This window comes from Pseudomonas laurylsulfatiphila, from assembly GCF_002934665.1.
GTDB classification, from domain to species: domain Bacteria; phylum Pseudomonadota; class Gammaproteobacteria; order Pseudomonadales; family Pseudomonadaceae; genus Aquipseudomonas; species Aquipseudomonas laurylsulfatiphila.
The window spans coordinates 844245-865351 of the sequence record NZ_NIRS01000002.1 but is presented as its reverse complement, the minus strand read 5'-3'; the positions used below and the strand labels follow the sequence as shown (position 1 = coordinate 865351).

The following is a 21107-nucleotide window of genomic DNA, read 5'->3' as shown; positions in this document are numbered from 1 at the left end:
TATCGCCGGCAAGCCGGCTCCTACAGGTCGTCCCTTGGCTGTTGATTTTATCTTGAGACTTGAAATCTGCTGCTTGCAAACGGAGCGAAGCGACCTATGACCGTCAAGCAGATCCGTGCCTTTCTGGCCGTGGCCCAGAGCCTGAGCTTTGCCGTGGCCTGTGAACGCCTGCACCTGTCGCAATCGGCCCTGAGCCTGACCATCAAGGCGCTGGAAGAGGGCCTCGGCGGGCGCCTGTTCACCCGCAACACGCGCAACGTGGCGCTCACCGCCGAAGGCGAAGCCCTGGTGCCGCTGGCGCGCCGGTTGATCGCCGACTGGGACAATGTCGAGGACGAGCTGCGTCAACGCTTCACCCTGCAGCGCGGTCGCGTGACCCTGGCGGCGATGCCATCGTTCGCCGGCAACCTGCTGCCGCCGATCCTCAAGACCTTCCGCGCCCGTTACCCGAACGTCAACGTGACGGTCAATGACGTGATCAACGAGCAGGTGCTGGAAATGGTCCGTGACCGCCAGGTTGAACTGGGGGTGGCGTTCGAGCCGACCCAGAGTTCGCCGCTGCAATTCACGCCGTTGTACATCGATCGATTCGTGGCGGTGGTGCCCCTGGATTCGGCGCTGGCCGAACTCGATGACATCGATTGGCAGACCCTGCTCAAGGAGCCGTTCATTACCTTGCAGCGACCTTCCACCGTGCGGGTCATGCTAGAAGAGCACCTGCAGGCCCGCGGCATGAAGCTGTCGGTGGAGTTTGAAAGCCATCAACTGGCGACGGTCGGGCGCATGGTCGCCAGCGGCCTGGGCGTGAGCGCGGTGCCGGCATTGTGTGCCGGGCAGATGCACGAGCTGGGGGCGCGCTGCATTACCTTGCGCGACCCGGTGGTGGAGCGGGCGCTTGGGGTGTTGACGTTGCCTGGGGGAGAGTTGTCGGCGGCGGCGCAGGCGTTGTTTGATGTGCTGAAAGAGGAAAAATTTGGGGAAAAGCTCCTCTGAAATGAACGCCGGCCCCTGTGGGAGCGAGCTTGCTCGCGATGAGGCCGGCACATTCAGAAAATTTATTGGCTGATCCACCGCCATCGCGGGCAAGCACGCTCCCACAGGGTGTTGTGTTGATCAGGAAGTCAGGCGTTGAGCCAATATTGGCAACAACCGCTCGCATGACCCCTCGATCTTCATATCCAGAATGTCATCCGCCCGGGTCTTGCCCAGGTTGATCGCGATCAACGGCTTGCCCTGGTCCACCACCGCCCGGCACAAGCGGAACGCCGAATAGGCCATCAACGAAGACCCGATCACCAACAACCCGGCAGCCTGTTCAACGGCCGCCATCGCCTTGGTCGCCGTGGCCTGCGCGACGTTTTCACCAAAAAACACCACATCCGGCTTCATCCGTTCCCCGGCGCAATGCGGGCAATGAGGGACCTGGAAGCGGGCCTCGAAGGCCGGGTCGAGCAAGGTGTCGCCGTCCGGCGCCTGCACCGCGTCGACGCCGGCCAGGTACGGGTTGCGGGTTTCCATCAAGCGCTGGATCGAATCGCGCTCACAGAGCCTGCCGCAATCGAGGCACAACACCCGGTGCAAACTGCCGTGGAGTTCGATCACGTCATGGCTGCCGGCCTGGTCGTGCAGGGTGTCGACGTTCTGGGTGATCAACCCGCTGATTTGTCGCGTGCCCTGCAGCCGGGCCAGGGTGTCGTGGGCCACGTTCGGCTGCGCCAGGCGCACCCGTGGCCAGCCGAGCATCGCCCGCGCCCAATAGCGTCGCCGGGACTCCGGGGCGGAGAGAAACTCCTGGTACATCATCGGCTGCCGGCCCCGCCGCACGCCCTGGTTGTCACGATAATCGGGGATGCCCGACGGTGTGCTGATGCCGGCACCGGTCAGCACAGCAAACGGCGCGTCGGCCATGCGTTGATGGAGGCGGTCGAGTTGTTCGTGGATCAGGCTGTCGAGCATGTTCAGCACTCCGGGGGCGCAGATTGGCATGGCCTTTTGTAGGAGCTGCCGAAGGCTGCGATCTCTTGATCTTGTTTTTCAAAAGCAAAGTCAAAAGATCGCAGCCTTCGGCAGCTCCTACAACCCTCGGGGGTTATTTACGTGCCTCCAGAATCAGGTTGAACGGTGTTTCCGTGGCCCGACGAAAACGGCTGAACCCGGCCTCGTTGAACACCTTGCGCAAGCGCGCTTCACCGGCCTGGGCGCCGAGGCCGAGGCCGACTTCCTGGGACAGCGAGTTCGGCGTGCAAATGAAGGTCGAGGCGGCGTAGAACAGGCGTCCGACCGGGTTGACGTTGTCGTCGAGCAAGTCATTGGCGTAGGGCTCGACCAGCAGCACCGTGCCGTCGTCTTTCAACGATTCATAGGCATGTTTGGCCGCGCCTACCGGGTCGCCCATGTCGTGCAGGCAGTCGAAGTAGCAGACCAGGTCATAGTCGCTGCCGGGGTAGCTTTTCGCCGTGCCCTGGAAGAACCGGGCCCGACTGGACACACCGCCTTCTTCGGCCCTTTGGGTGGCGACGGTGACGGACGGCGCGTGATAGTCGAAGCCGACGAAGCGCGAATCCGGAAATGCCTGGGCCATGATCACCGTCGAGGCGCCGTGACCGCAGCCGATGTCCGCCACTTTGGCCCCGGCTTCCAGTTTGGCCACCACACCGTCGAGGGCCGGCAACCATTCGGCGATCAGATGGGCTTTGTACCCAGGGCGGAAGAAACGCTCGGTACCGCTGAACATGCACGGGTGATGCTCGCCCCAGGGCAGGGCGCCGTTGCCGTGCATGGCGTTGACCAGCTTGTCCTTGTCGTGGAAAAACGACGCGACCACGCCGATGCCCCCGGCGATATAGACCGGAGAGTCTTCGATGGCCAGGGCCAGGGCTTGCTCTTCGGGCAGGCGGAACTGGCCGTCGCGGTGTTCCATGTAGCCGGAGGCGGCGTGGGCGCTGAGCCATTCGCGCAGCAGGCGGGTGTTGCAGCCGGTCCTCTCGGCAAGGGTTTCGGGGGTGATCGGCTGGCTGTCGGCCATTGCCCGGTACAGGCCGAGCTCTTCGCCGAGGATGACGTTGGCGAGCATCGCCGCGCCGCCCATGTCATTCACCAGTTTGCCCATGAAGTCGTTGAGTCTGGCCTCGTCCATCACGTGTGCTCCTTTGGCAGGATCACGGTCCAGAGGCATTGTCTGGCGAGGCATGCGCCGCTGGGCGGTGGTCGTGGGGGTGTGCAGGGCACCATGCGGGTCCTGCGTGCAGTAAGTTTAGTTCGGGCCTTGTACCGCGCGGCCTGGCGCGACGAAAGCAATATGTTCCTGACCGACACTGGACCCTGTGGGAGCGAGCCTGCTCGCGAACGCGGTGGCTCAGGCAAAGGCTTTTCGCCTGTAAAAACGCTTTCGCGAGCAGGCTCGCTCCCACAGTAGGGCGTGATGTATCTCACTGTATCCAACCTGCCTTTCGATACAGTCCCGCGCAACTTCAGGGTCCGGCCGAACACAGTCCCGATACACCCCTTCGATTAACTGTGCCTCATGGCGGGCACCGGCCCGCGCCATTGGACACAGGCGAGATCGATACCATGCAGACATCCATTCCCCCCGTAGCCAAGGCCAGCGCCGGGCTTGGCCTGCGTCGCGGTTTACTCAAAGACCTGCAAGCGGCCCCTGTCGGCAGTTTCGACTTTCTGGAGGTCGCGCCAGAAAACTGGATCGGCATCGGCGGCGCCCATGGTGCGGCGCTGCGGGCACTGGCCGAACGTTATCCGCTGTCCTGTCACGGGCTGTCCCTGTCCCTGGGCGGACCGTCGCCGCTGGACGTCGGTTTTTTGCAGGAAGTCCGGGGTTTTCTCGATCATTACCACGTGCCGCTGTACAGCGAGCATTTGAGCTATTGCAGCGATGACGGTCACCTGTACGACCTGCTGCCGCTGCCGTTTACCGAAGAAGCGGTGCACCACGTCGCCGCGCGTATCCGCCAGGCCCAGGACATCCTCGGACGGCGCCTGGCGGTGGAAAACGTCTCTTACTACGCCGCGCCCCAGCAGGACATGGACGAGGTGACGTTCACCAATGCGGTGTTGCGCGAGGCTGATTGCGACCTGTTGCTGGACGTCAACAACGTCTACGTCAACTCGATCAACCACGGTTTCGACCCCCAGGCGTTTCTCGCCAGTATCGATGCGGGACGGGTGGTGGCCATGCATATCGCCGGGCATTTCGATGAGTCCGATACCTTGAAAATCGATACCCATGGCGCTTCGGTGAAGCCGGCGGTATGGTCGTTGCTGGCCCAGGCCTATGCCCGTTTCGGTGCTCAACCGACCTTGCTGGAGCGCGATTTCAATTTTCCGGTATTCGCCGAACTGGTGGCGGAATTGCAGACCATTCGCCGCTTGCAACAGGAGGGCGTGAGCCGTGGATAAGTCGAGCCTTGTGCAGCAACAAACCACCATGGGCCTGTACCTGCGCGACCCTGAGCACAACGCGCCACCCACCGAAATGGACCCGGCGCGAGCACAGGTTTACCGCGATCTGGTGTTCGCCAACCTGTCTTCATTGCTCAGTGGAACCTTTCCGGTCCTGGTGAAGATTCTGGGCGATGAACACTGGCGTTCGCTGGTGCGGATTTTTCTGCGGGACTACCGCGCCCGCACGCCGAAATTCGGTGAGATCGCTCAGGAGTTTGTCGAGTTTCTTGCCAGTGAGCCTCAGGCGTTGGTCGATGGGCCGTGGCCGCCGTTCATGGTGGAGCTGGCGCATTACGAGTGGGTGGAAATGGCGCTGCAACAGTCCGACGCCGAGCCTGTGGCTGCCGGTGATGCGGCGTTGTTGCTGGATCAACCGTTGCAGGTGTCGCCGCTGGCCTGGCCGTTGGCGTATGCCTGGCCGGTGCAACGGGTGGGGCCGGATTATCAGCCGGACGTTTTGCCGACTCAGCCGACGTTGTTGCTGGTGCGTCGGGCCGAGGACTGGGGTGTGAGGTTTTCCGAGTTGAGTCCGTTGGCGTGGCGGTTGTTGCTGCTTGTTGGCGAGTTTCCCGAGTTGACCGGGCGTGAGCTGTTGCAGGGGTTGGCGGTGGAGGCTGGGGTGGTGGGGTCTTTGGAGTTTCTGGAAGGTGGGGTGGGGTTGTTGCGGCAGATGCATGGGGAGGGGGTTTTGGGGGTTGTTGATTGAGTACATATCCGTTTTTTGGGTAACGGCGGCTTATGGTTTCGCCCTTACGGCGAGTCACTTTTAACAAGCGCCTTAAAAGTAACCAAAAGCGCTCGCCCCTTACGTACGGCCCCTCGCTGAGGCTCGGGGTACCTTCGCTCCGGTATTCATCCGGGGGCATTGCCCTCCGGTCGGCTTCGCTTCGACCTACATGCAATGAGTTCGACTGCGTCGAACGGCGCTGCGCGCCCATCCCCGGATGAACACCTCCGCTCAGCCTGCCGAGGGGGCGGGTGGATCAAGATCACAAGCTGCAGGCGAGCTAACGCTCGGCCTGTTGAGTGGTGAAGAGCGTGTGGGGGCGAACCTGCTCTTCGGCTAAACGCACTCCCCTTGTAGGAGCTGCCGCAGGCTGCGATCTTTTGCTCTTGATCTTCCACCCTCTCGACATTGTCAAAAATCAAAGGTAGGAGCTGGCTTGCCCGCGAAGGCGGCCTGCCAGCGGATCAAATTCTCTCAGACATACGCCGAACCACTGTGGGAGCTGGCTTGCCAGCGATGGCGGCCTTCCAGCCGACCATTTTCTACAGCTGGCCCAACATCCTTACTTCCCAACCAATCCTTCCTACCCCGGCAATCTCAGCTCCGCACACAACCCCCCACCTTCACGATTGCTCAAGGTCAACGACCCTCCAATCGCTATCGCCAGTTGCTGGGCAATCGCCAACCCCAACCCGGTGCCGCCGGTGCTGCGGTTGCGGGAGTTTTCCACGCGGTAGAAGGGTTCCATGACTTGCTTGAGTTCTTCTTCGGCGATCCCCGGACCACGGTCGAGGATCTTGATCGACAGCTTGCCGTCGGCCTGTTTTTCCACGTGCATTTCGGCAGCCCCGGCAAATTTCAATGCGTTGTCCGTCAGGTTGACCAGCACCCGGCGCAGGGCGTGGGGGCGGGTGTCGATGACGGTGGTGCTCTTGCCTTTGAGCTGAACGTCCTTGCCCATGTCCTGGTAGTCGAACACCAGGCTGTCGAGGAACGAGTCGAGGTCGGTGCGGCGGCTTTCTTCGGTGGCGCCGTGGATGCTGCGGGCGTAGGCGACGCCTTCGCGTACCAGGTGTTCCATCTCGCCCAGGTCGTTCCACAGTTTGTCTTTTTCGCTGGAGTCGTCCATGAACTCGGCGCGCAGTTTCATGCGGGTGATCGGGGTTTGCAGGTCGTGGGAGATCGCCGCGAGCAATTGCATGCGCTCCTTCAGATACGCCGCGATGCGTGCCTGCATCGCGTTGAAGGCTTTGGCGGCGTGGGCGACTTCGCTCGGGCCTTTTTCGTCCAGGAGCACGGGGTGGGCGTTGGGGTCCAGGGTTTCGACGGCGTCGGCGAGGCGGGTGAGGGGGCGGATGGCGATTCTGACCGCCAGCCAGGAACAGGCGAGCATCAGCGCCAGTTGCCCGAGCAACACGATGGGCAGCCAGGGCGACAGCGGCACCATCGCCGGGCGGAGGTCGATGGTCAGCGGGCTGCCATCCGCCAGGTTCAGGTGCACTTGGAAGTGTTTTTTCGGCCCGGGAATCTCAGTAAAGGTCATCGGGTAATCGTGGCCGATGGCGTCCTTGATCGAGGCGATGGCAATGGGCGCATCGGGCATGTCGGTGTGGATGGGCGAGCCCGGCGAGCCCTCGTTCAGCAGGTAACTGTAGTTGCGTCGCTCCAGTTGTTTGAGCCAGGCGGCCCGCTCATTGGCGGGCAGGCGGTCGAGGATGGCAATGGAGGTGGACACATCGGTTTCCAGGTTGCCGAGCATGGTGTTTTTCGAGGATTCGTAGCGTTCGTAGTACTGCGCGCCGAAGGACAATGCCTGGGCGAGGATCAGGCCGATCAGGAATATCAGCGACAGCCGCGAGGCCAGGGTCCGCGGCCAATGCAGCGCCCGCGTCATGATTGATCGCCCAGGATTTCCACCGGCAGGGAAAACACATAGCCTTCGCTGCGCACGGTCTTGATGTAGGCCGGTTCGCGGGCGTCGTCGAGCAGGCGCTGACGCAGGCGGCTGACCAAAAGATCGATGGAACGGTCGAACAGGTCGGCGTCGCGGCCCTGGGTCAGGTTGAGCAATTGATCACGGTTGAGCACCCGTTGCGGATGGTCGAGAAACACCCGCAGCAATCGATATTCGGCGCCGCTCAGGGCGACCATGGTGCCGTCCTGATCGAGCAGGTGACGGGCCGAGGTGTCCAGGCGCCAGCGCCCAAAGGCCAGCAGGCGGCTGGCTTCGGTCACCACCAGGTTCGGCGGCAGCATGCGGGTGCGCCGCAGCACCGCGTTGATCCGCGCCAGCAGTTCACGGGCAGCGAAGGGTTTGACCAGGTAGTCGTCGGCGCCCATTTCGAGGCCGAGGATGCGGTCGGTTTCATCATTGCGCGCGGTGAGCATCAGCACCGGCGTGGTCTTGTGTTTGCCGGCGCGCAATTCGCGGCAGAGCAGCAGGCCATCGTCCCCCGGCATCATGATGTCCAGCACGATCAGGTCCACCGGGGTGGTTTCCAGAAACGCGCGCATCTGCCGTCCATCCGCCACGACGGTGGTGCGCAGGCCGTTCTTCTTCAGGTAGTTGCCTACCAGCTCGCGGATTTCGCGGTCATCGTCAACGATGAGGATGTGATCAACGTGATCCATTGGGCCAAACCTCTGATGAATGGGGATTGCCACACAGTCTATCGAGCCCGGGCGGGGTCGCCTGCTGCCCTTTGTATTGCAGTGTATCCGGCCTGCCTGCGGATACACACGAAGGCAAAAAAGCCGATTTTCAGGGGTTTTGTATTGCTCTGTATCTGCACGCGGTTCTGATACGTACCGATTGATTCACGCCGATTCCCGACACAGACGAGATACCTCGCAGGCTTTTAATAGGTTCCATCGAGGCAAACCAGACCGCCTCGGCCCAACGAACCAACGACCTGTTGAAACCTTGAGGAACTCGCCATGAACACCAAAGCCGTCTACGCCGCTTGCCTGTTTGCCGCCCTGAACATCTGCACCCTGTCGGCCCGCGCCGAAGCCGATGTTGCGCCAAAAACCTACACCTACGGCACCCATCTTGACATCAGGAAAGTGGTTTCGCTGACCGAGGACGCTACGCCTTCCTGCGGCGTGGTCAATGCACGGCTGACGTACCTCGACTCCCAGTCGAAAACCCAGGTGCTGGATTACAGCAAGTTCGCCGACCACTGCAACTCGGAAAACTGAGTGCTGCGATCAACGACCGCTTAATCCCATTTGAATCAGGAAGGACATCATGAACAACGTATCCCGCTTTCTCACTGCCATCGCCTTTTCCGTCGCCGGTGCGGCAGCCCATGCCAACGCCTCTGTCGAGCAAAGCGCCTGCGGCAGCAACACCTGCTTCCAGCTCACGCCCGTGGCAGAGAAGGGCACCCAGGGCTTGCTGGCGCAAGACGGCTCCAGCCGTACGCCGCAAGGGCAGATGCAGGACAGCCAGACGGCCTGAATTCCAAAAACACTACCGCTTCTTTGTAGGAGCTGGCTTGCCAGCGATCACGGCGGCCCAATCGACGTGGGTGTAACAGTCAGACCGCTATCGCTGGCAAGCCAGCTCCTACAGGGGGGGGTGGATGCCTCCCCATTTTTTCAAAGGTGATCCCATGTTACTCATCGCTTTCCTGGGCGGCATATTGACCGTCCTCAGCCCGTGCATTCTGCCGGTCGTGCCCTTCCTGTTCGCCGGGGCCGACCGCACACGCGCCTCGATCCTGCTGACCCTCGGCGGCATGGTCCTGACCTTCGCCCTGGTCTCCAGCCTGGCCGTGGTCAGTACCGAGTGGGTGATACAGGCCAGCAACACCGGCCGCCACGTCGCCCTGTTCGTCATGGTGCTGTTCGCCCTGTCGCTGATTTCCGCCCGGGTCGGTGACTGGCTGGCGCGCCCCTTCGTGCTGCTGGGCAATCGCATCGACCCGGACTCGCGCAAGATCTCCGGGCCGCTGGCGTCGATCATGATCGGTGTCGCCACCGGGCTGCTCTGGGCACCCTGCGCCGGGCCGATCCTCGGGGTGATTCTCACCAGCGCCATGCTGCAGGGCGCGAACGCCGGTACCAGCCTGTTGTTGGTGGCCTATGGCGCGGGCAGTGCGCTGTCCCTGGGCGTCTTGATCTTTGCCGGTCGCGGCCTGGTCAATCGCTTGAAACCGTCGATTCCGGTCACCGGCTGGCTGCGCCGGGGCGCCGGGGTTGCGGTGCTGGCCGGTGCGGCGGTGATCGCAACGGGGGCCAATGACCTGTTGCTGGCCAACACCTCATCGCAAGGCGTCAGCCGTGTCGAGAAAGGCGTGCTGGAGACCGTGCCGAAAGTCGTCGATTACCTGGTCAGCAAGGTCAAGGCCGACAGCACCATGGGCAACGCCCAGGGCGCGATGCCGTCGCTGTCCGGCGCGGTGGACTGGATCAACTCACCGGCACTGACCAACGAAGCCCTCAAAGGCAAGGTGGTGCTTGTGGACTTCTGGACCTTCGACTGCATCAACTGCAAGCACACCCTGCCGTACGTGAAGGACTGGGCGAAGAAATATGAAAAGGACGGACTGGTGGTGATCGGTGTGCACACGCCTGAATACGGCTTTGAACGCATCATCGACAACGTCCGGGACAAGGTGAAGGAATACGGCATCACCTACCCGGTGGCGATCGACAACAACTACGCGATCTGGCGCAACTTCGACAACCAGTACTGGCCGGCGCACTACATCATTGATGCCAAGGGGCAGGTGCGTTACACCCACTTCGGTGAAGGCAGCTACGACACGCAGGAGAAAGTGATCCAGCAGTTGCTGGAGGAGGCCAAGGCCAGCGCGCCAGCGGCTTGAACGGCCTGATCAGTGGCTCACGGGCATAGCCTCGTGGGCCATGTTTTTTTTCTCCTGACCACGCCGCCACGCCGCCGGCGGTGCACCGAACTCGCGCCGAAAGGCGCGGCTGAAGGCGGTATCGGTCTGGTAACCCACTTCCTCGGCGATGCGCGTCAATGAGTTGTTGCTGCTGCGCAACAGGTTGGCGGCGAGCAACATCCGCCATTGCGTCAGGTACTGCATCGGCGACACCCCCACCAGTTGCTGGAAGCGCTCGGCCAACACCGATCTTGAAGTGCTGGCGGTGCGCGCCAGTTCGTCCAGCGTCCAGGCGTGGCAGGGTTTTTTGTGCAAAGCGTTGAGGGCGGCGCCGACGATGCGGTCACGTACTCCGGCCAGCCAGCCGGTGCGGCCTTCGCCCTGTTCGTTCATGTACAGGCGCAGCACTTCGATGAACAGCACTTCGGCGAGCTTGGCCAGGACCCCTTCGCCGCCGGGGCGGGGCGAGCGGGCTTCGGCGAGGGCGTAGCGCACGGAGGATTCCAGCCAGATACCGGCATCCGAACCGCGCACGTTGACCCGCACCACGGGCGGCAAGCCCTTGAGCAACATGCCCGCCAGGCGTGTGTCGCACGCCAGGTAGCCGCATACCAGGCGGGTGACCGCGCCACCACCGCCATAGCTCAGCTGGCGGGGCCGGCGTGCCAGCACCGCATCCAGTCGCGCACCCGTGGCCGGTGGCAATCCCGGTCGGGAGCACATGCGATGGGCGTCGCCCTGAGGGAAGATCACCACGTCGCCGGCGCTCAGCAGCAGCGGCGGGTCATCGCCCAGCTCGACGTAGCACTCGCCCTCGGTGATCAGGTGAAAAATCACCACCCGTTCCGCATCGGGCTCCAGGAACGGCGCGGCCGTGTCGGCGCTGGGCGACTGGTAGCACCAGGGTGCAGTGAACCGGGCGTTGATGAAGATCGCGCCGACCAGGTGCACCACCCGCAGGGTCTGTGACAGAGCGTCCATAGGGATTTCCCCGTGACAGGATTCCTGATTGTGAACGCCTCGGTGCGCCGTGTGGAATCTCCGGACGATCGGGCAGGCTTGAGCGACGATCGGGCAGGACGCCAGCGCCCGTCAGGACGATAGTTTGATCACAGGGTGAATGCGCCCTGCCATCCAGAACAATAAAGAGAGGTTGCCATGCCTAAGTTCGTCATTGAACGTGAGATCCAGGGCGCCGGAGCTCTGTCGGAAAGGGATTTGAAAGCCGCTTCGCTAAAGTCCTGCCAGGCCTTGCGGGAGTTGCCGCAGGTGCAGTGGCTGCAGAGCTATGTCACCGGTGACAAGCTCTACTGCGTGTACATCTCGCCGAACGAGGAGCAGATCCAGGAGCACGCGAGGATCAGTGGTTTTCCCGCCAACCGCATTTCCCGGGTCATGAACATCATCGATCCGACGACAGCGGAGTAACCGCGATCAGGTCCGATACGTGTTTCAACCCAGAGACTGCCTCCATGAGTACACCCATTGATCTGACTGCCTTGAAAAACCGCCAGATGGCCTCCTGGGCCAGCGGCGACTACGCCGTGATTGGCACCACCCTGCAAATCGTCGGCGAGCAACTGGCCGAAGCCTGCGACCTGTTGTGCGATGAGCGCGTGCTCGACGTCGCCGCCGGCAACGGCAACGCGACCCTCGCTGCCGCGCGCCGTGGCTGCCAGGTGACGTCCACCGACTATGTTGCCGCCTTGCTGGAGCGCGGCGCAGAACGGACCCGGGCAGAACGCCTGAATGTCGCCTTCCAGGTCGCCGATGCCGAAGCCTTGCCCTTTGCCGACGGCAGCTTCGACGCCGTGCTTTCCACTTTCGGTGTGATGTTCACGCCGGACCAGCCCAAGGCCGCCGCGGAGCTGGCGCGAGTCTGCCGCCCGGGTGGGCGGATCGGCCTGGCCAACTGGACACCTGAAGGTTTCGTCGGCCAGATGTTCAAGACCCTGGGCCAGCACCTGCCACCTGTGCCGGGAGCGAATCCGCCCTCGCGCTGGGGCACCGAAGCCTGGCTGCACGAGCACTTCGACGAGCAGGAATTCCTGTTGCAGGTGACGCGCCGCACGTTCAATTTCCGCTATCGCTCGGCGGCGCATTTCATCGACACCTTCCGCCAGTGGTACGGGCCGATGCACAAAGCCTTCGCCGCACTGCCCGCGGATGGCGCCAAGGCGCTGGAAGCGGACCTGACCGAGTTGATCAACCGGATGAACCGGGCGGGCGACAAGTCGCTGGTGGTGCCGAGTGAATACCTGGAGGTGGTGATCACGCGGCGTTGATCAAAAGATCGCAGCCTGCGGCAGCTCCTACATTGTGAATGCCGTCCCCTGTAGGAGCTGCCGCAGGCTGCGATCTTTTGATGTCAAACCCAGGTGGTCTTGGCAACTAAATCACTTCTGCCCCCCGCGCCTCCAGCAACTCGCGCAACACCGACCGATGACAATGGGCTTCATCCTCGCAATAACACCCCACGGCCAGGGACGTGCTGTGAGACAGCGCGGCCAGCAGGTCCAGCATCTGACTGGCAGCGGGCTGGCTCATCTCGGCCTTGAACTTGCGCCGGAACACCTCCCAGGCTTTGGCATCCTGCGCAGACTTGGCCTCGGCCACCAGTTCCGCGCTGGGTGACAGCAACGGCTGCCAGACATCATAGAAGTCCCGGCTGGCGAATTCGGCTTTCGGTACGCCACGGGGAGGGCGGCGTACCGTGCCCAGGCGCAAGCCTTCGTCGGGGCGACGCGGCGAACCCAGTTGAACGATATGGACCGCCATGGCTACTTGAGCCGCGATTCGTCGAACCACTCCAGCGCCGTGCGCCAGAAGCAGATACCGAGGAAATACGCCGACATCAGCAGCCACAGCCCCATCACCATCGGGTTGATCACCGGATGGTTGAGCACCAGCGACAAGCTGCACAGCAACCAGATGGCCGTCACCGCAATGTTGATCGGCATGAACCGGCGCACGCGGAACGGGTGCAGGAATTTCATCCGGGTCACGGTCAGCAGGGCCAGGCCAATCACGGTCAGGAAGGTGATCCACGGCGACGGGGCGATGATGTACAGGCACAGGGCAACCACGTTCCAGGCGGCGGGGAAGCCCTGGAAGTAGTTGTCCTTGCTCTTCATGTTGACGTTGCAGAAGCAGAACAGCGACGACACCAGAATCAGCGACACGCTCAGCAGCAGGGTGTAGTCCGGCAACGGGATGTAGCGATAGATGAACAGCGCCGGGATAAACACATACGTCAGGTAATCGATCACCAGGTCGAGGATCGAGCCATCGAAGCTCGGCAACACCGACTGCACGTTGACCTTGCGCGCCAGTGCGCCGTCCAGTCCGTCGACGATCAGCGCGACACCCAGCCACAGCAGGCAATGGGTCGGCTGGTTATCCAGCAGGGACAGGGTGGCGAGGAAAGCGGTGACCACGCCGGTGGCCGTAAAACCATGGGCGCCCCATGCTTTGAGTCTGGCGATGTACAGGGTTGAAATCACAGGGGCGTTCTCCAGTGAATGAAGCAAGCCAGTTGACGCCCCGCACAAGGGGGCGCTGGCAAACCGGGTCGGGTTGCAGGTATCGACCGGGTATCCGCGGATAAGGTTCACCACCTATGAATCTTAGCCGCGCTGAAAAAAAATACCCCGGACAATCCGCGGTGGCGCGGGCGCGTCAGCCCAACGGCGCTGGCACATTCGTCTGCGAGGTCTATCGTTGCCTGTCTGGACAGAACCCTTCCAAAGAGGACAAGCGTCATGAACACCAGCGATCTGCTCGAACAGTTATTGCGCGCCGGCCAGGGCTCGATGGCGCAACAGGGCGGCGGTGGCGCCTCGGCCCAGGGCGGGCTCGGCGACCTGGGCGGATTGCTCGGCGGGTTGTTGGGTGGTGGCGCCGGTGCGGGTGCGGGTGGTGGCTCAGGGTTGGGCGGTTTGCTCGGTGGTTTGCTGGGCGGCGGTTCGCCGATGGGTGGCGCACCGCAAAGCCGTTCCGGTGGCGGCACCAATTATGCGGCGCTGGCGTCCCTCGGCATGATGGCGTTCCAGGCATACCAGGCCTGGCAACGCAGCCAGGCGTCGGCCCCGCAGGAAGCGCCGCGGACCGTCGACTTGCTGGCCGGCCCGGAAGCCGAGGAACACAGCCATGCGATCCTGCGGGCATTGATTGCCGCGGCCAAGGCCGATGGCCGGATCGATGAATCCGAAAAACAGATGATCAGCACTGAAATCGGCCGTCACACCGACGATCCGCAATTGCAGCAATGGCTGGACGATGAAGTCGCCAAGCCGCTGGACCCCTATGACGTCGCGCAGTCGGCAAAGAACGACCCTGCCATGGCCTCGGAGATGTACCTGGCCAGCGTGATGCTGGTGGACGACCAGCAGGACGCCGAGCGCAACTATCTGGATGAACTGGCCGCGGCCTTGCAGATCGAGCCAGAGTTGCAATTGCATCTGGAGCAGCAGGCCAAGGGCACTGCCTGACCGGTTGCATGACACATCCAAATGTAGGAGCTGGCTTGCCAGCGAAGGCGGCGTGTCAGGCAACCTCAATACTGGTCATGCCGTCCTCTTCGCTGGCAAGCCAGCTCCTACAGGTTTGTGGGGGAGCACGCGCCACAAGCCCGTCCGTCCGGGGCTTTTCAATGCCGATTGAATTATTGCGCCGCTCGCCGGCTCTGCTTGGTTAAGAGACGTTTGCATCCGACGTCCTGGCGCGAAGCAGGTGAGCCATGCCCCGCAACCTCGATGACAGGCGCGATTTTTCGGCGACTGGCGAGCCAGCCGCCAAGCGCTCAAGCAAGGAAAAATCATCACCACTGACCGGCGCCCGCAAAGCCAGGTTGCCGGACCTGCTCAAGCCGCAATTGGCGACGCTGGTGGACAGGGTCCCGGACGGCGCGTGGAGCTACGAAATCAAGTTCGACGGCTACCGGATCATGGCCCGCATCGACCACGGTGACGTCAGGCTGATCACCCGCAATGGCCACGACTGGACCCACAAACTGCCACAACAGGCCCAGGCCCTTGTCGCGCTTGGCCTGGAATCGGCGTGGCTCGATGGCGAAATGGTGGTGGCCGACGACCAGGGTGTGCCGGACTTTCAGGCGTTGCAAAACGCCTTCGAGGCGCAGCGCAGCGATGGCATTCTCTACTATCTGTTCGACCTGCCGTACCTCAATGGCGTGGACTTGCGTGAAGTGCCGGTCGAAGAACGTCGGGCCGCGCTGGCGACTGTGCTCAAGGTCAATGACCAGCCGCTGCTGCGCTTCTCCGAGTCGTTTGGCGAGGAGCCGCAAGCCTTGTTCGACAGCGCCTGCCGGATGCGCATGGAAGGCTTGATCGGCAAGCGTCTTGGGTCGCCCTATGTCTCCCGGCGCAGCAGCGACTGGATCAAGCTCAAATGCCAGCATCGGCAGGAGTTCGTCATCGTCGGATTCACCGAGCCGAAAGGCTCGCGCCATGCCTTCGGCGCGCTGCTGCTGGGGCTGCATGATCGCGACAGTGGCGAGTTGCGCTATGCCGGCAAAGTCGGCACCGGGTTCAACGAGGCGACGCTGCGCAGCCTCCATGAGCAGCTCAAGCCGTTGCAGGTGAAAAAACCGCCGGTGGTCAATCCACCCGGCGGTGCCGAGGCCAGGGATGTGCATTGGCTCAAACCCAAGCTGCTGGCAGAAGTGGCTTTCGCTGAAATGACCCGGGACGGCTCGGTGCGCCACGCCGTGTTCCATGGCCTGCGCAATGACAAACCGGCACACGACATCACCGAGGAGCGCGCGAACACCGTGAAAACCTCCACTGCGAAAAAAACCGCTGCCACACAAAAGAAGCCCGACCCCGCACCCTCGCAAATCGGCCTGGACGCGGGGCAGGTGCGCATCACTCACCCGGACCGGGTGATCGACCCCGGCAGCGGCACCACCAAACTGCAACTGGCGCAGTACTACGCGAGTGTCGCCGAGTGGATCCTGCCCGAACTCAAGGATCGCCCGGTGGCGCTGGTGCGTGCGCCGGATGGTATCGCCGGCGAGCTGTTTTTCCAGAAGAATGCCGAGCACCTGGCGATCCCCGGCATCGCCACGCTGGACAAGCAGCTCACCGGTCAGCCGATGATGCTCATCAACAATGCCGAGGCGCTGATTGGCGCGGTGCAGATGAGTACCGTGGAGTTGCACACCTGGAACGCCACGTCGGTCAACTTCGACAAGCCGGACCGTTTTGTCCTCGACCTTGACCCGGACCCGGCGCTGCCATGGAAACGCATGATCGAGGCCACCGAGTTGACGCTGTCGGTGCTGGATGAATTGGGGCTCAAGGCGTTTCTGAAAACCAGCGGCGGCAAGGGCATCCATGTGGTGGTACCGCTGACCCGCAAGCTCGGCTGGGATGAGGTCAAGGACTTCAGCCATGCCATTGTCAGCCACATGGCCAGGCTGTTGCCCGAGCGTTTTTCGGCGGTGTCGGGACCGAAGAACCGGGTCGGACGGATCTTCATCGATTACCTGCGCAACGGTCTGGGCGCGACCACCATCTGTGCCTACGCCGTCCGTACCCGTGAGGGCCTGCCGGTGTCGATGCCGATCTTTCGCGAAGAGGTTGCCGAGCTCAAGGGCGGCAATCAGTGGAACCTGCACAACGCGCTTGAACGCCTGGCTGAAGTCGGTGATGAACCCTGGGCGGACATGCGCAAGACCCGGCAGGCGATCACTGCCAAAATGCGCCGGCGGGTGGGGATGAAGAAGTGACCTGGGCCGAAAGGCGCTGCTGAAGGCTGCGATCTTCTTATGGTTTCAATAACCTGTAGATCAAAGGATCGCAGCCTGCGGCAGCTCCTACACGAGCAACCTGTTCTTACTTGAGGAAGGCCTGGAAGTCGGTACCCAGTTTGTCGATCGCCGCCTTGAAGTCCTTGGCGGTAATCTTCTGGCTTTCATTTTCCAGGGTAGTGCCAAACACCTTGCGCACCACTTTGGCCACGGTCTGATTGCTCTTCGCGTCGATGAACTCGGCTTCGATGAACAGGGTGGTGTCCTGGTCACGGTGACCGGTGGCTGCCTGGGTCGCCCCGACAACGGCCGCGACCGGTACCACTTCATACCACTTCATGCCTTCGTTCTCGGCGTTAACCCCGGTAATTGCCGCACGCATGATCAGTGGCCGGGAACCCGCCGGAGCCGCTGAGGAGTTCGACACTACGCGGTATCTCTGACCCAGCGTGGCCTTGGCCTTGTTGGTCATGTAGTTCTGGATGTCGGTCAGCGTCTGCTGGTTGACCCGCTCATTGGGTTTGGGCGCCGGGTACAGCTCCAGCTTGTTGAACACTACGGTGTCATACGCGTTCGGGTTCCACGAAGGGCTGACCCAGCGCATCGCGGTGCCACCGCTTGGGGTCTGGACTTCCTGCAGGTTGTTGTAGTTGGACAGGAAGCCTGAGTACTGTTCCTTCTCCGTCACTTTCGAGGTGCAACCGCCAAGCAACAGACTTGCCAGCGTAGCGCCGACGAGCAGTTTTCGGGACAGATTCATAGTGGTGTGTACTCCTTGGAAGAAATCGTCTTTTTTGAGCTGGGCATCAGAATCGCCAAGTCATGTTTCCGGTTATAGCTTGAATCCAGGCATTGTCGAATTCACCGGAGATTTGATTACCCGATACGGGCTTGGCCTGGTCAACCGGCATGTCGCCGATCCAGACCATGGCCCAACTGACGTTGACATCGGTGTCCTTGTTCAGAGCATAGGTGGCTCCTGTCGCAATGCGCCAGGATTCGTTCATCGGCACGATCACGCTGCGGTTGCCGTCCGACACGGCGCTGCTGTCGTACGCCACACCAACGTTCCACAGCCACTGCTCGGTGGCCTGGTATTGCGCCCCCAGGGACAGGTGCCAGGTGTCCTTGAAATGTGCGTCGACAGTGGTCGATTGCGCACCCACGGCAGTGGTGTCGACCTGCACGCCGATGTCACCGAATTCCGACCAGTCCTGCCAGTTGACCGAGGCCAGCAAGGCCCATTGCCGGTCCAGTTGCTGGAACAGGCTCAGGGTGACGGTTTGCGGCACCTTCACATCGAGTTCGGTTTTGGTGTTGTTGACGCGCTCGAGCAGTCGGCCATCGCCATTCACGTCCAGCCGGTCCTCAAAGTCCAGATCGACCTGGCTGGTGTAGGTCAGGCCAATCCGCGTGCCGGCTTGCGGGGCGTAGATCACGCCGACATTCGCACCGAAGCCCCAATCCTGGTCCTTGTACTTGAATTGGCCGTCGGTGCGGTCGGTAAAACCGAACGGCGAGCGGTCAATCGCGGTCTGGGCTTGCAGCATGCCGTACATGGCCTTGACGCCCAGACCCACCGACCACTGCTCGTTGAAGCGATAAGCCACGCTCGGCACCAACGACAGACCGAGCAGGCTGGCGTTTTGCGAGAAGTAGCGTCCGGACCAGTCGTTGTCGTAGTTGACCGCCAACCCGAAGTCGCCGTACTGGCCGAAACCGACGCTCCAGTGCTCGTCCAGCTCATGGCTGATGAAGAAGCTGCCACCGGGAATCGGGTCGAGGGCGTTGCCACTGCCGCTGCCCGGGGTGTTGGTGCCGGCGTCGCGGTCGAAGCTCAAATCGCCGTACAGCACCTGCAAGCCGGCGGTGATTTGCGTGCCTGGCAGGTAGCTCATGCCCGCCGGGTTGCTGGCGATGGTCGAGGGGCCTTGGGCGCGGGCAGCGGCACCGGCATTGGCCAGGCCAGCGTTATCGGTGCCGATTTCGTAAAGCATGATGCCGCCGGCCCAGGCTTGTTGGCAGCACAGGGCGAGTAGCGCGGATGCAGATCGGGCAAGTGTTCTGGTCGGCATGTATCTACCTCAGCAAATGTCCATTTCGAACACGGGTGGACGGTACCGGCCACCCGTGGATTCGGCTGTTTACTTGGCCATCTCGGCCCGCGCTGCTGCGATCTTGGCTTTCACCGAGTCAAGGTTGAAGCTCGCACCTTTTTGCATCGGCGGGAACTCGATCGCGGTTTCGGCCAGTTTGGCGACGTGTTGCTGCACGAATACGAAGCGCCAGAACTGGTACTTGAACCAGTCGAAGTATTGTTGCGAGCCCTGCGCGGCCTGATTTTCCGGCCAACCCATGCGCTCGAACGGGTCGAGTCGAAGGTTGGTCAGGATCGGCACGTCCACAGCAACTTTAGCCCCCATCCATCCACCCGGTTGGTCAATGAAGCGATATTTGTAGTCGTCTATGCGCACTGCACCCAGGGCACTCTCTCCAAAGTAGAAGATTTCATGCCGGTTCGACGGGCCTTTTCCGGTGATCATTGGCGTTTGATCATAGCCGTCCAGGTGAACTTTGTAGGTGGTATCACCCAATTGTTTGCCCTTGAGCAGCTCTGCCGTGATGTTCGGGTTACCCGCCGCTGCGACCAGGGTCGGGAACCAGTCCATGCCGGACATGATGCCATTGGCGACCTGGTTGGCCGGCACCTTGCCCGGCCAGCGAATGATTGCCGGCACCCGGAAGCCGCCTTCCATGACCGTGCCTTTGCCCATGGCGAACGGGGTGGTGCCGCCGTCCGGCCAGGTGAAGTTTTCCGCACCGTTGTCGGTAGTGAAAATGACGATGGTGTTGTCGTCCATGCCGTCTTTTTTCAGCTTCGCCAGGACATCGCCAACGACGTCATCGAGCTGCGCCATGCCGGCTTCCTGTTCCGACCAGCCATTCTGCGAGTTGCGCATGGCTTCGTACTTGTCGGACAGGTGCGTGACGATGTGCATGCGGGTCGGGTTGAGCCAGACGAAGAACGGTTTGTTGTCCTGCTTGGCCTTGTCGATGAACGAGAAGGCCTTGTCGCGAATTTCGTCGTCGACGGTTTTCATCCGCTCCGGATAGAGCGTGCCGGCATCTTCGATTTTCTGCTTGCCGACCTTACCCCAGCGCGGCATCACGGTCGTATCATCGGTGGTGGTGGCCCAGCTGTGGACCATGTTGCGCGGGCCAACGGTGGCGAGCAGTTCTTGCGGATAGTTGGGGTGCGCCGGGTCTTCCATGGCGTCGAGGTGATAGAGGTAGCCGAAGAATTCGTCGAAGCCGTGCACGGTGGGCAGGAACTCGTTCAAGTCACCCAAGTGGTTCTTGCCGAACTGGCCGGTGGCATACCCCATGGCCTTGAGCGCGGTCGCGATGGTGACGGCTTCGGCGGGAATACCCACGGGCGAGCCGGCCTGGCCGACGGTGGTCATGCCGGTGCGGATCGGCAGTTCGCCGGTGATGAAGTTGGCGCGCCCGGCCGTGCAACTGGCCTCGGCGTAATAGTCGGTAAAGCGCATGCCTTCAGCGGCGAGTTGGTCGAGGTTGGGTGTTCTGCCAGCCATCATGCCCTGGTTGTAGACGCCGATATTCGACCAGCCAATATCGTCGCCCATGATCACCAGGATGTTGGGGGCTTTGTCGGCGGCCAGGGTCAGGCCGGGAATCGCCATTGCAGACAGCAACAGCGGTACCGCAAACATCGAGGATAAGGTTGTCCGGTTCATGTAGAGCTCCTGCGTACTTGCGTGAGTACTTCGAGACGAGCCCCCGACCGTCATTGAAATTAGTAATCCCCCGCCAAGAGCGTAGGTTTGAATGGCGAAATATCCAGTTTTGGATAGTCAGAAAGTGAGTGTTTCAGGCGCTTTGCACTTCAATGGCGTACCGGTAAATGCGCCGGTCGAATCGGGCGGCGAGCGATACTCGCCGCCTCCATCGTCATTACCGGGCGGCAGTGGCGACCAGCAATGGGGCGATTTGCTCATCGGTCAATGCGGCGTGCACGTCCATGCTCATCAGATCGTTCCACTCCAGCACCCACTTTTGAATCGGCACCAGATCATTCGCCTCGGCAATGCCGAAGCCGGCCGAGCTCCCCACGGCGTGCCAGCGTCCGTGCATGGTGACGCCTGCGGGCGGCGCGCCACCAGTCTTGAGGAAACGTGCGATTGCGGCATCACGGTTGTCCGGGCTGATTGTCCAACTGACGATGAATAACATCGGCCACCTCCTGTTGCGCATCGGCACCTGTTGTTGCGCG

At 62.0% G+C, this 21107-nt stretch carries 21 protein-coding genes; 10 read left to right on the top strand and 11 right to left on the bottom strand.

Annotated features, from left to right (window positions below):
- Positions 1-96 precede the first annotated feature (96 nt).
- Positions 97-993, top strand: coding sequence for a LysR family transcriptional regulator (locus CD175_RS09695; protein ID WP_104448706.1), 897 nt, complete (start codon positions 97-99; stop codon positions 991-993).
- 120 nt (positions 994-1113) lie between these two features.
- On the opposite strand, the gene CD175_RS09690 is transcribed toward CD175_RS09695, so the two are convergent.
- Positions 1114-1956, bottom strand: coding sequence for an NAD-dependent protein deacetylase (locus CD175_RS09690; RefSeq protein WP_104448705.1), 843 nt, complete (start codon positions 1954-1956; stop codon positions 1114-1116).
- A gap of 133 nt (positions 1957-2089) precedes the next feature.
- Positions 2090-3136 carry a class I SAM-dependent methyltransferase gene (locus CD175_RS09680; protein WP_104448704.1) on the bottom strand — a complete coding sequence of 349 codons (1047 nt, stop codon included), beginning with the start codon at positions 3134-3136 and terminating at the stop codon, positions 2090-2092.
- 434 nt (positions 3137-3570) lie between these two features.
- Between CD175_RS09680 and CD175_RS09675 the strand changes: the two genes are divergently transcribed.
- Together CD175_RS09675 and CD175_RS09670 are read left to right on the top strand one after the other, a co-directional pair.
- Positions 3571-4413 (top strand): HvfB family MNIO-type RiPP peptide maturase, encoded by an 843-nt coding sequence (locus tag CD175_RS09675; protein ID WP_104448703.1) that lies wholly within the window; start codon positions 3571-3573, stop codon positions 4411-4413.
- Complete coding sequence (locus CD175_RS09670; RefSeq protein ID WP_104448702.1) at positions 4406-5164, top strand: HvfC family RiPP maturation protein; 759 nt, start codon at positions 4406-4408, stop codon at positions 5162-5164. Before CD175_RS09675 ends, CD175_RS09670 begins: the two co-directional genes overlap by 8 nt.
- A 604-nt stretch (positions 5165-5768) precedes the next feature.
- On the opposite strand, the gene CD175_RS09660 is transcribed toward CD175_RS09670, so the two are convergent.
- Together CD175_RS09660 and CD175_RS09655 are read right to left on the bottom strand one after the other, a co-directional pair.
- Positions 5769-7079 carry an ATP-binding protein gene (locus CD175_RS09660; RefSeq protein WP_104448701.1) on the bottom strand — a complete coding sequence of 437 codons (1311 nt, stop codon included), beginning with the start codon at positions 7077-7079 and terminating at the stop codon, positions 5769-5771.
- Entirely contained in the window at positions 7076-7816 is a 741-nt protein-coding gene (locus CD175_RS09655; RefSeq protein ID WP_102701714.1) for a response regulator, read from the bottom strand. Before CD175_RS09655 ends, CD175_RS09660 begins: the two co-directional genes overlap by 4 nt.
- Before the next feature lie 306 nt (positions 7817-8122).
- Between CD175_RS09655 and CD175_RS09650 the strand changes: the two genes are divergently transcribed.
- The 3 genes from CD175_RS09650 to CD175_RS09640 all read left to right on the top strand — a co-directional run bounded on the left by CD175_RS09650 (position 8123) and on the right by CD175_RS09640 (position 10020).
- The gene (locus CD175_RS09650) at positions 8123-8386 is read left to right on the top strand and encodes a DUF2790 domain-containing protein (RefSeq protein ID WP_104448700.1); all 264 of its coding nucleotides are present in this window, start codon (positions 8123-8125) and stop codon (positions 8384-8386) included.
- Positions 8387-8435: 49 nt separating this feature from the next.
- Entirely contained in the window at positions 8436-8648 is a 213-nt protein-coding gene (locus CD175_RS09645) for a hypothetical protein (RefSeq protein WP_104448699.1), read from the top strand.
- A gap of 154 nt (positions 8649-8802) precedes the next feature.
- Positions 8803-10020 (top strand): cytochrome c biogenesis protein DipZ, encoded by a 1218-nt coding sequence (locus CD175_RS09640; protein ID WP_104448698.1) that lies wholly within the window; start codon positions 8803-8805, stop codon positions 10018-10020.
- A gap of 9 nt (positions 10021-10029) precedes the next feature.
- On the opposite strand, the gene CD175_RS09635 is transcribed toward CD175_RS09640, so the two are convergent.
- Positions 10030-11022 (bottom strand): AraC family transcriptional regulator, encoded by a 993-nt coding sequence (locus CD175_RS09635; protein ID WP_104448697.1) that lies wholly within the window; start codon positions 11020-11022, stop codon positions 10030-10032.
- A 177-nt stretch (positions 11023-11199) separates the two neighbouring features.
- On the opposite strand from CD175_RS09635, the gene CD175_RS09630 reads away from it, so the two are divergent.
- Both CD175_RS09630 and CD175_RS09625 read left to right on the top strand, forming a co-directional pair.
- On the top strand, positions 11200-11469 hold the full coding sequence (locus CD175_RS09630; protein WP_104448696.1) for a DUF4242 domain-containing protein: 270 nt from the start codon (positions 11200-11202) through the stop codon (positions 11467-11469).
- A 44-nt stretch (positions 11470-11513) separates the two neighbouring features.
- Positions 11514-12326, top strand: coding sequence for a class I SAM-dependent methyltransferase (locus tag CD175_RS09625; protein WP_104448695.1), 813 nt, complete (start codon positions 11514-11516; stop codon positions 12324-12326).
- A gap of 106 nt (positions 12327-12432) precedes the next feature.
- Here CD175_RS09625 and CD175_RS09620 read toward each other — a convergent pair whose 3' ends face one another.
- A complete protein-coding gene (locus CD175_RS09620; protein ID WP_104448694.1) occupies positions 12433-12819 on the bottom strand; it encodes a DUF488 domain-containing protein in 387 nt (128 codons plus the stop codon).
- A 2-nt stretch (positions 12820-12821) separates the two neighbouring features.
- Positions 12822-13544, bottom strand: coding sequence for a phosphatidylcholine synthase (gene pcsA, locus CD175_RS09615; RefSeq protein WP_102701706.1), 723 nt, complete (start codon positions 13542-13544; stop codon positions 12822-12824).
- Positions 13545-13802: 258 nt separating this feature from the next.
- Here pcsA and CD175_RS09610 point away from each other — a divergent pair, with 258 nt between their 5' ends.
- A complete protein-coding gene (locus tag CD175_RS09610; protein ID WP_104448693.1) occupies positions 13803-14531 on the top strand; it encodes a tellurite resistance TerB family protein in 729 nt (242 codons plus the stop codon).
- 248 nt (positions 14532-14779) lie between these two features.
- On the top strand, positions 14780-16792 hold the full coding sequence (gene ligD, locus CD175_RS09600) for a DNA ligase D (protein ID WP_104448692.1): 2013 nt from the start codon (positions 14780-14782) through the stop codon (positions 16790-16792).
- 106 nt (positions 16793-16898) lie between these two features.
- On the opposite strand, the gene CD175_RS09595 is transcribed toward ligD, so the two are convergent.
- The 4 genes from CD175_RS09595 to CD175_RS09580 form a co-directional block, all read right to left on the bottom strand.
- Positions 16899-17573, bottom strand: coding sequence for a DUF3313 domain-containing protein (locus CD175_RS09595; RefSeq protein WP_104448691.1), 675 nt, complete (start codon positions 17571-17573; stop codon positions 16899-16901).
- Between the two features lie 46 nt (positions 17574-17619).
- Positions 17620-18888 carry an OmpP1/FadL family transporter gene (locus CD175_RS09590; protein WP_104448690.1) on the bottom strand — a complete coding sequence of 423 codons (1269 nt, stop codon included), beginning with the start codon at positions 18886-18888 and terminating at the stop codon, positions 17620-17622.
- A gap of 69 nt (positions 18889-18957) precedes the next feature.
- On the bottom strand, positions 18958-20571 hold the full coding sequence (locus CD175_RS09585; protein WP_104448689.1) for an arylsulfatase: 1614 nt from the start codon (positions 20569-20571) through the stop codon (positions 18958-18960).
- Positions 20572-20788: 217 nt separating this feature from the next.
- Positions 20789-21067 carry a DUF3303 domain-containing protein gene (locus CD175_RS09580; RefSeq protein ID WP_104448688.1) on the bottom strand — a complete coding sequence of 93 codons (279 nt, stop codon included), beginning with the start codon at positions 21065-21067 and terminating at the stop codon, positions 20789-20791.
- Positions 21068-21107 lie beyond the last annotated feature (40 nt).